This is a genomic window from Microcoleus sp. BR0-C5 (assembly GCF_036705045.1).
In the GTDB taxonomy this organism is placed as follows: domain Bacteria; phylum Cyanobacteriota; class Cyanobacteriia; order Cyanobacteriales; family Microcoleaceae; genus Microcoleus.
Map to the genome: position 1 here is coordinate 1 of NZ_JAUBTR010000123.1, position 10,501 is coordinate 10,501.

Sequence of the window (10,501 nt, forward strand, 5' to 3'; positions counted from 1 at the left end):
TCACATTTACTTATAAATCAGCATCAGCAGAAACTGTATTTTTTGTCAACTACTTCTACTGGACTGCCTCTCTAGGAAGATAAGAGGTTTGAAACCGCAGATAAACGCAGATAAACGCCGATTTTGTTGGCACTTTATCTGCGTTAATTTGTGTTCATCTGCGGTAAAAAATTAACAAAAAATGGCTAAACATAGCACCGAACCCTGAGAAAAATAAGAGCTTTTAAACCGCAGAGTAACGCAGATAAACGCTGATTTCCTTGGCGGTTTATCTGCGTTACTCTGCGTTAATTTCCGGTTTAAAATTAACTCTGATTTTCCTCAGAAAAAAGTCCCAATAAAGGGCCGAGAATAGCGCCGAAAACAAAGCCGCCAGCGTGGGCCCAGTAGGCAACTCCCCCGGATTCCATGCCGACACTTGCCGGGGCATTCAAGGAAGCCAGGCCGCTCAATGCTTGCTGTGCAAACCAAAATCCTAGAAAGAAGAAAGCGGGGACTCTGACGGTGGTAATAAAGATTCCCAAGGGTAGCAGTGTCAGAACTTTGGCTTGGGGATATCTGAGAATGTAAGCTCCCATGACGCCTGCGATCGCGCCGCTAGCACCTAGGGACGGAATGGCCGATGCTGAGGAAAAAAACCATTGAGTTAGTGATGCTAAAACGCCGCAAGTAAGGTAAAATATTATAAATTTGACGTGTCCTAAACGGTCTTCTACGTTGTTGCCAAAAATCCACAGAAATAACATATTTCCGGCAATGTGGAGAAAGCCTGCGTGCAGGAATTGGGAGCTAATTAGTGTCGTCCATTCGGGAAATGGCGAAACTGGCAGAGCCACCCGACACATATTGCTTAACTGGCAAGGAATTACGGCCCAAGAGTAGAAAAATTCGGTTAATTGTCGATCGCCCAAACTGAGTTCGTACAAAAATACTAATATGTTTGCGGCAACCAGCCCGTAGGTGACGTAGGGAGTTATAGTAATGGGATTTTCATCGCGTAAGGGAACCACGGCCTTTTTTCCTCATCAAAATATTGGCAACACAGTAGCGCATTTATAGCCCAGGTGTCTCCTGTCTAAAGGAAGAGGGAACAAGCCAATCGATTTTAGATTTTAGATTTTAGATTTTAGATTTTAGATTTTAGAATTGAATAATTGAATAATTGAAGAAAGCGACTTTACGGATGTATCCGGGGGCTAGTTAATCGATGTTAGATTTTAGATTTTAGATTTTAAGAATTGAATAATTGAAGAAAGCGACCTCACGGATGTATCCGGGGGCTGGTTATCGGATACTATATTTTTTATTTGTACACGGATGAATCCGGGGGCTTGTACCGCCCCCGGATGCAGCAAGCTTCCTTCAAACCCCCCGTGTTCCGGTGAAACAAAAATAAAACCCATTTAATAAAACCCTCCACCTTGCAGTTAGTTGAATATCTGCTTTTTAGTCTTGGGTTTTATTTTACCGCAAAGGCGTATATTGTAGGATTGCAGAGCAAGTTTGTAGTTGCGATATTGGTGCGAGTTTTCACCTTTCAACAAAACAACAAACTTATTGATACTCTTGCTGATTACATTTTTACAGCGGGGCTAGTTGAAGGTTTAGGCGACTTAATTTCCTGGGAAACTGCACGGGCGCGGAAGAGTTTAGCAACGACTTGTTCACACTTAGACAAATCCGATTCTATTTCTGTCAAAATAGCCGTTGATACCGGATCTGTGAACTTCACCCGCAGGTTGTTGATATCGACAACACCAGTTTGCAAGTCACCCAGAGTGCTCCGCAGTAAGAACGTTTCATCGGTTCCTTGCATAGAAGCTTTTAATTTAGCGTACTTGTCAGCAATTTGGGCAGGAATTGAGGGTTTTTCACCGAAATCGTTGAGGCGACTTTCGAGAGCGATGATGTGGTGCTGTTTGTTTTGAATCATTTCTTTCAAGAGCGATCGCAAATCGCTATCTTGCGTTTTTTCCGCATAATTTTGAAACGCTTCGCAAGCATAGCGTTCCCCTGCGAGGGCGGTATTCAAACCTTTAACAATGTCGCCTTGTGTAGAACCTCCCCAACCATTAGCTAATTTCCACCATTCTGCATTTGTGTCAGTTTCTTCTGGCAAACCGACTTCTTTTCCGCCGTAACCGAGGCGAGCCATAATTGCGGTGGTAAATATTGCTAAATCTCCAGGTTGGCGGGAAGTGATCAAGTTGCCGTCAACTACTAAAGCTTCGTTGATGTAGTTAGCCCCGGCATTAATCATGTCTGTTTTAATTGCCAAGAAACCAGTCGCATTTTTGCCTTTCAGCAAGTCGGCTTCAATCAAAACTTGCGGGCCGTGGCAAACAGCAGCGACGATTTTTCCTTGCTCAAATGCTTCTCGTACAAACCTTACTGTATTGGGATTAGTCCGCATTGTATCGGGAGCCATACCGCCGGGAATTATCACTGCATCGAATTCTGCGGGTACTGCTTCAGTGGTAGTTCCGTCAGCCTGCTGAGCAACTTTTCCTTGTTTTCCTGCATATTTTTCGTTTGTCCGCGAACCGAGGACAACTACATCAAAATTTGCTTGTTTTAAGGCGTTGTAAGGAACTAAAAATTCCGAATCTTCAACTCCATTTTCAATGAGTATGGCAACTCGTTTTGTGTTGCTACCATTATCGGTTGTCATAATCAAATTTCCTCAGACTATCTTTTTATATAACCCTAAATGATTTATGATGTTTTTAGCGTCTTGCTAAAGTGATAAATTAGTTGGTTTTAAAAGCTGTCAGCGTGAGCCTTTAGAGGTATTTTACAATTGTCTCAATGCACATAAGAGGCTCCGTTAATATCGATCGTAGTCCCGGTAGCGTGCGTAGCCAAACCGGATGCTAAAAACGCGATAACATTAGCAACATCTTGAGGGGGAGCGATTTTGCCGATCGGGATATCGCGAATAATATCAGCTTCACCGAACTCCTGAATAAACTGATTAGACATTTCTGTACTGACAAATCCCGGTGCAACTGTAAAAGCCAAAATATTATCAGTCGCAAACCCTCTAGCAATGCTGCGAGTTAAAGCAACAATAGCACCTTTAGAAGCGGCGTAGTGCAGATAATTCGGGTCATCGCCGCGAAAAGCAGCGCGACTTGCTATATTAATAATTGTACCGACCCGGCGAGTTTTAAAATGCAAAATAGATTCCCGGCACAAATCGGCAACGGCAACTAAATTTACTTGTAGAGTTTGCTGCCAAGCTGAAGACCAAATATCGAACTCGTCCTCTATACCCGCTGACTGCATAATCCCCGCATTATTAACTAAAACATCAATATGACCCCGCCATTTTAAAGCATCTCGCCACAAAGTCGAAGCCGCGTTTTCCACCATCAAATCGGCTGCCAATAAATAACAGCGATCGCCCGCAACACTTGCTGCTACCGCTTCCGCTTCTTTCTGACTGCGAAAGTAATGCAAAATCACCTCAGCCCCAGCATTAACCAGAGTCCGCACCGTCACTGCACCAATCCCTTTCGAGCCACCAGTTACTAAAATTACCTTTCCGGTTAAATCAATCATTTATGTCTCTCTTTTCTCTTTCTGTGTGACCTCTGCGCCCTCTGCGGTTAGTAAAAAAAATCAATCCCCTTCACACACGAAATAGAATTGCTATATGATACAGCACATTCCATCTAATGTGTATGTCATTTCCTCATGCTGATGGATATCTGCAATAGACCTATCCAAAAACTTCTAAATCCTTTCCCCTGTTGGTGTCTATTGGAAATTTAGCCACTGCTTACAGCACTATAGCTTCTTTGTCCTTAAACTCGATAACTACAGTGGATTCGGCATCAAAGGTCGAATCAGCTCCATAATTCGATCCGAATTAAAATTATTGATATACTCGGTTAGTGCTTTGGACAAACTTGCTTTGGATTCGGGAATTTGTAGAATTAATTCATTCATAATTTCGGTATCGAGATAGTAAGCGGCTTGATACATTTGTTCTAACCACTGAGGGGGCATCATGGATAGATATTCTACAGACAGCGTTTCAACTAATTGTTTTTGTGGAGTTTGTTCTACGACTTCGTAGATATATTGCACTGGCAAATATTTAGCGATTTTGTCAAAGATGTCTCTCTGCTGAAATGGCTTGCTTATAAAGTCGTTAAAGCCAGCCATAACAACTTTCTCTCGCTCTTCTTCAAAAATACTGGCAGTTAAAGCAATAATGACAGTTTCTTGGCTCTGAGGGCGTTCTCTAATATATTTAGTAGCTGTGTAGCCATCCACGATCGGCATTCGTAGATCCATCAGAATCAGGTGCGGCCGCCAACTCTCCCAGAGTGAGAGTGCCTCCACTCCCTGTTTTGCTTCTCTCACCTCAAAACCAACCGAGGTAAGGAGATCGACTAACAAGCGGCGATTTTCTTCTAAATCTTCAACAATAAGAATGCGGTAAGTCGGTTGTCCGGGAGCTAAACCAATTACTCTTTGATTAATTAATTCTGGGGGTAAGGATTCTGCTTGAGGTAACTGTACACCAATCTCAAAAGAAAAAGTGCTACCTTGGTTCAAAGTGCTTTTAACCCGAATTTGACCGCCCATGAGTTTGACGAGTTTTTGACTGATTGCTAAACCAAGCCCACTGCCTTGACTCAAATTCTTCCCGGCTTCGGCTTGCACAAATACCTTAAATAGGCTATCAATTTCTGTGGGCGAAATTCCCACGCCTGTATCCTCAACTTCCAAACATAGGTGACAGGATGTTTTGTCTCTTTGTGTTGCTCTTACCCGTAGGGTGACGCTTCCTTGATTGGTAAACTTAATGGCATTACCGAGCAGATTGACCAAGACTTGATATAGTTTTTTCTCGTCGCTATGCACAAATTGAGGAATGTCGGGAGCTAGCTCGAAAATGAGTTGCAATTCTTTAGATTGGACTTTAACTTGGAACATTTCTTCAATAGAAGTCAGCAAACTTGTCAAATCAAACTCAGAAGGATTGAGGGTCATCCGTCCGCTCTCTATTTTGGATAAATCTAAAATATCGTTAATCAAGTCCAATAAATGTTTACCGCTACGATTGACAATCTGTAAACGTTCTTGGAGAGAAGGAGTCAGATTTCTCTCATAGCTCATCAATTGCGTGAATCCCAAAATTGAGTTGAGGGGGGTGCGGAGTTCGTGGCTCATATTGGCGAGGAAGACAGTCTTGGCTTGGTTTGCTTCATTTGCCTGCTGAAATTCCAACTCAGCTTGTTTGCGATCGCTAATGTCAATTAAATATCCCAAGATTTCTACTGGTGTACCTGAACCATCTCGAATTAGCCTAAGCTGAGCGAGCATCCAGCGATAAACCCCATCGGAGCGACTCAAACGGTATTCGTGGAAGTAAAAATCATTAACGAATAGATTTGCTAACCCATTAACCACTGGTTCTACATCATCTGGGTGTAAGTGATTCACCCAAAATTTAGAATCTTCTAAAAACTCCCTGCTTTCGTAGCCCAATACATCTTTGATATTTTCGCTGATGAAAGTTGCTCCATAATCGCCAGCAGGTTTACTGCTAAAAATGACCACGGGGCTGTAGTTTAGAAGAAAGTTGAGGCGATTTGTGGTAGCTTGCAAGGCTTGCTCAGCCAGTTTTAGCTCTGTTGCGTCCTCCTGAACGGCAACATATACAGTTCCGTATTCAGGATGCTCAAACCGGGATGTATTAACTCTGCACCAAAAGAGAGTTCCATCTTTCTTTCTATTGTGGACTTCATATTTCGCTTCCCCGGTCTGTTCAATTTGAGTGACAATATCTAGAACGGTTACATCTGGTGTAACGTTTGTATCGACATAATTCAAGACACTAACGGATTGACCTGCAAGTTCGCCATCTGTGTAGCCAAACATAGCGTCAAATGTAGGATTGGTGTAGACGATCGTGAGGTCTGAGGCTTTGACTAAACACAATCCTCCTGCCATGTTATTCATGATAACGCTTTGAAGTTCTAGGGTCTTTTGAGCTTCTTTCCGAGCGGTAATGTCTTGGATTTGAGCAATAAAATGCAGTGGATTTCCCTGTCCATCTTGTACTAGCGAGCCATCAAGAATAATCCAAATAATATGTCCTTGTTTGTGGAAATACCGTTTTTCCAGTTGGTAAGTTGAAATTGTTCCTGCTAATAGTTGATGTGCATAACTAAGATCCCCGTCTAAATCGTCAGGATGGGTAATGTCTTGGAAAGTTAACGCTAACAACTCTTCTGAGGAGTAGCCAAGAATCTGACATAAGGCAGGATTGACTTTAATCCATTGCCCATCAAGTGAAACGATCGCCATCCCGATAGAGGCATCTTCAAACGCATGGCGAAACTGCTCTTCACTGTTTCGTAAAGCTATCTCAATTTGTTTGCGATCGCTAATATCGCGCATAATAACAGTAAATACCGTTTCGTCTCCCATTTCCAGCCTAGAAATAGAGGCTTCAGCCGAAAACAGCGTTCCATCTTGACGACGACCCAAAATCTCGCCTCGTTCTCCCATCCTTCGCGCTCTGGTAGAAGAGTGTGCAAATTGTTTGATATGCTGCGGATGTGCATCTCTAAACTGTTCTGGCAGCAGTAAATTCAGTGGCTTCCCTAAAATATCCTCAATTTTATAGCCAAACATCTTTTCTGCCCCATGATTAAACAGGGTAATGCGTTGAGTGCGATCGATAGATATAATTGCATCATTGGCGATTTCTAGAATTCCTGCAAAACGAGCCTGCGATTTTTGTAAATCATCTGTTCGTTCAGCCACAAGAATTTCTAAAGTTTCGTTAAGTTTTTTAATTTCTGCTTCGGCTTGTTGGCGCTTGTAATCTATCTGGTTTAAAAAGCGAGCCGTCCCCAAGATGAGAATTGAGAACGTGACAACCATAACAGTTGAACGCAATGTATAGCCAAAATTAGCGTTATACCAGCCTAAATTTTGTCCCTGAAGAGTCAACCAGTTCAGTGTCACTGGAAAGATCATCGCCCAAGGCAGCAACGACCGAACCATTACTCCGCCTACCAGGCGACTTGTTACTACTTGCATTAATCCTTCCTTGGGGCGGAGCCATAAAATTCCTCCATAGAGGATGAAAAAGGTGGCGCTCGTGTTTAGGGATTGAGTCGTCGTAATTGTGACCAACCGTTCAAGAATATCGACATTGAATAGGTGTGCAAATAAAGCTAGTAGAGAAATTAAAGCTGCAACACTACTAAAAATCTGAGCCAACCAAGTATCCCGTTGGGAATTTTGCCCTAACAGTAAAAGTGCTAGTCCCATCAGCACAAAATTTAGGGCGGTATTTATTCCCATTCTTCCCGGATAAGGAGTCGGTGAAGACACGAAATCTCGGAAAAGCCACTGATCAATACCCAGCTTCCAACCAAAAATATACTGGCTTAGCGTCAGCATACCGATGATGATTATCAATCCTGCCATCCCTTGAGCCATGCGATTATGCAGTCGGGTTCTTTGGTACTGCAACAATCTCAAAGACACTCCAGCCAGCAAAAAGCAAATTGCCGTGTTTGCTTTCATGGTCGAAGTCATACCGGGAAAACCACTTTTGAGTAGGGAGATGTCAAATTGCCAACCCAGCAGCACGAGACACCCGATCGCAATGACGAGTATACTGGCCATGTGAGAAATGGGCTTGTTCATAAATCGGCTGCTTGGGTTGACACATTCTTCTTCTAATGTTATACGCAGCGAAGAAGAGTAACCACGGGGGGACTGCCCCTAACCGAACTATTCAGATTTTGTATGGCTGCGCCCCCTTGCCACCCCAATATATAGGGATCGCAGGACTTCTTTCTGGGTAAAGTGACTTTTTTAACCGAATAATTAAACTATACTATTTGTGCATATATTTATAGTCGTCTAGCAAGAAACTATGGAAATCAGTATGATTATCGATAGAACTAGCGATAGGGTTGGCGATCCAGGTATTAACTATCGTGGCAATATTTTAATTGTTGACGATCTGCCTGATAACCTGCGTCTGCTCAGGGATACTTTGAGGGCAGAGGGTTATAAAGTTCGCAGTGCTATAACAGGGGCAATGGCGCTCAGAGCCGCCCAATCGCCATCGACGGAGTTAATCTTACTAGACATTAAATTGCCTGATATTGATGGTTATGAAGTTTGCCGACAATTAAAATATGACGAGCGCACTGCAGAGATTCCAATAATTTTTTTGAGTGCGCTCAATGAAACTTTTAATAAGGTGCAAGGGCTGGCTGCGGGAGGGGTAGATTATATTGCTAAGCCATTTCAAGTCGAAGAAGTATTAGCTCGTGTCGAAACCCACCTAACTATTGGAAGGCTGCAACAAAAACTCCAAAAGCAGAATTTACGTCTCTTGATAGAAATTGAAGAACGGCAACGTCTCGAAGAGTCTCTCTTTGCCGAAAAGGAATTGGCTCAAGTGACACTGCAATCCATTGGCGATGCGGTCATTACTACTGATGCCCAAGGTAATGTGAGATATTTCAATCCTATAGCTGAGCGGCTGACAGGCTGGAGGGCTGATGAGGTTCAAGGAGTTTCTTTCTCTACAGTCTTCCTAATTGTCGATCAAGTGACGCGAGAGACAGTAGAGAATCCTATAAACAAGGCTCTATTAGAAGAGCGAATTGTGACCTTAGCTAACAATACTATTCTGATTTCCCAGGATGGAACCGAGTATCCCATTGCTGACTCGGCAGCACCGATTCGAGACCGCCAAGGTCAAATTATCGGGGCAGTCATGGTCTTTCATGATGTTACGGAATCGCGCTATCTCACCCATAAACTATCTTGGGAAGCCAATCACGATGCCCTGACGGGGTTAATCAACCGTCGAAGATTTGAGCAGCACCTAGTTGATGCGATCGCCTCTTGTCAAGATAGCAATGAGCAACACGCTCTCTGTTATTTAGATTTAGATCAGTTCAAAGTCGTTAACGATACGGTAGGTCATATTGCTGGCGATGATCTACTACGCCAAATCACCGCACTTATTCAACAGGGAGTCCGTGCTAATGATATGCTGGCTCGCTTGGGAGGTGATGAATTTGGTATTTTACTCTCTCAATGTTCGCTCTCTGAAGCCACCCAGATTGCGGAAAACCTCAAAGACTTAGTGCATCAGTTTCGGTTTATTTGGAATGGCAAAACCTTTATCATCGGAGTCAGCATTGGAGTTGTTGCTATTGACCAAACAAGCCAAGATTTGAGGGAGCTTCTGGGAGCGGCTGATGCAGCTTGTTATGCCGCTAAAGCCAGAGGCCGCAACTGTGTTCATATTTATAGTCTAGATGATAGCGAACTAATTAAACAACGTGGTGAGAGACAGTTGATTTCCCAAATCAGCCGAGCGCTGGAAACCAATCGTTTTTGTCTCTACTACCAAAAGATTGTCTCTATTACCTCTCAACCATTAGTAGAGCATTATGAGATTTTGATTAGAATGATGGACGAAAATGGAAAAATAGTATCTCCAGCTCAGTTTATTCCCGCCGCCGAGCGTTACGGCTTGATAACTGAGATCGATTGTTGGGTAATCGAAACTTTTTTCTCTAATTATCACAAATTGCCGGAGAAAGATGTTCTTAGTCAAGGCTTGTATACAATCAATCTTTCTGGGGCTAGCATTAGTAACAATCAGTTTATGAGGTTTTTAATCGAACAATTTTATCGCTACAAAGTCCCCCCACAAACCATTGGTTTTGAAATCACGGAAACCGCAGCGATCGCAAACTTTGAGCAAGCCAGATATTTCATGAGCGAACTCAAAAAGATTGGGTGTTGCTTTGCTTTAGATGATTTTGGCAGTGGGTTGAGTTCCTTTGCTTATCTGATGAATTTACCAGTTGATTATCTAAAAATTGATGGTGCTTTTGTCAAGAATATTAGTCATAATTTGATTTCTCAGGCGCTGGTTGAAGGCTTTAATCGTATTGCCCATGCGATGAATCTTGAAACTATAGCTGAGTTTGTCGAAGACGAGACTATTTTAGAAAAATTGCGGGAGATTGGAGTAGATTATGCTCAAGGTTATGGAATCGCCCGCCCCGTGCCTATTAATTTTAGTCGCTAGCCATCGCACTCAGCCAGCGAACCCATTGCCTCACGGCTGCGTCCAGTCGGTCGGCTTCCAAGAGTCGATCGCCCGTTGCTACAAGGCTGGCTCAATTTACCGAAAATTTTGGGTTTAAAGCCCCGTCCTTCTAGGACGGCTTTTTATTCTGGTTTATGTTAAGATAAAGACAGTAAATATCAAAAAAAAATGAAAGCTAGATATCGCTACCGATGCTATCCGACACCCTCTCATAAATTGGCGTTAGCCAAATTATTTGGGTGTGTCAGAGTAGTATGGAACGATAGTCTAGCTTTTTGCATTTCTGAATATATCGGAGGCAAAAAGAAACCGAAAAATGCCGAACTTCAAAAGCAATTCATCACTCAAGCTAAGAAGTTAGAGGAACGGGAATGGTTA

The 10,501-nt window shown here is 42.9% G+C and carries 6 protein-coding genes; 2 read left to right on the forward strand and 4 right to left on the reverse strand.

Translation table 11 applies throughout. The features are described 5' to 3' along the window. Window positions 1-305: 305 nt before the first annotated feature. From QUB08_RS30380 to QUB08_RS30395, 4 genes are all read right to left on the reverse strand, one after another. Window positions 306-1,010, reverse strand: a complete 705-nt coding sequence (locus tag QUB08_RS30380; RefSeq protein ID WP_333229826.1) for a rhomboid family intramembrane serine protease — start codon at window positions 1,008-1,010, stop codon at window positions 306-308. Between the two features lie 563 nt (window positions 1,011-1,573). Continuing rightward, complete coding sequence (locus QUB08_RS30385) at window positions 1,574-2,671, reverse strand: DJ-1/PfpI/YhbO family deglycase/protease (protein ID WP_333153353.1); 1,098 nt, start codon at window positions 2,669-2,671, stop codon at window positions 1,574-1,576. A gap of 134 nt (window positions 2,672-2,805) precedes the next feature. Continuing rightward, window positions 2,806-3,564 (reverse strand): SDR family oxidoreductase, encoded by a 759-nt coding sequence (locus QUB08_RS30390; protein WP_333229828.1) that lies wholly within the window; start codon window positions 3,562-3,564, stop codon window positions 2,806-2,808. A gap of 258 nt (window positions 3,565-3,822) precedes the next feature. Then, window positions 3,823-7,683, reverse strand: coding sequence for a PAS domain S-box protein (locus QUB08_RS30395; RefSeq protein WP_333229830.1), 3,861 nt, complete (start codon window positions 7,681-7,683; stop codon window positions 3,823-3,825). Between the two features lie 244 nt (window positions 7,684-7,927). On the opposite strand from QUB08_RS30395, the gene QUB08_RS30400 reads away from it, so the two are divergent. Both QUB08_RS30400 and QUB08_RS30405 read left to right on the forward strand, forming a co-directional pair. Further along, window positions 7,928-10,102, forward strand: a complete 2,175-nt coding sequence (locus QUB08_RS30400) for an EAL domain-containing protein (protein WP_333229831.1) — start codon at window positions 7,928-7,930, stop codon at window positions 10,100-10,102. Between the two features lie 189 nt (window positions 10,103-10,291). Beyond that, window positions 10,292-10,501, forward strand: a 210-nt coding sequence (locus tag QUB08_RS30405) for a helix-turn-helix domain-containing protein (protein ID WP_333229833.1), incomplete at its 3' end; no start/stop codon positions are given.

Coding starts and splice junctions, on each gene's coding strand:
- QUB08_RS30385 (WP_333153353.1), bottom strand. CDS start 2,671: ATGACAACCGATAATGGTAGCAACACAAAACGAGTTGCCATACTCATT.
- QUB08_RS30390 (WP_333229828.1), bottom strand. CDS start 3,564: ATGATTGATTTAACCGGAAAGGTAATTTTAGTAACTGGTGGCTCGAAA.
- QUB08_RS30395 (WP_333229830.1), bottom strand. CDS start 7,683: ATGAACAAGCCCATTTCTCACATGGCCAGTATACTCGTCATTGCGATC.
- QUB08_RS30400 (WP_333229831.1), top strand. CDS start 7,928: ATGATTATCGATAGAACTAGCGATAGGGTTGGCGATCCAGGTATTAAC.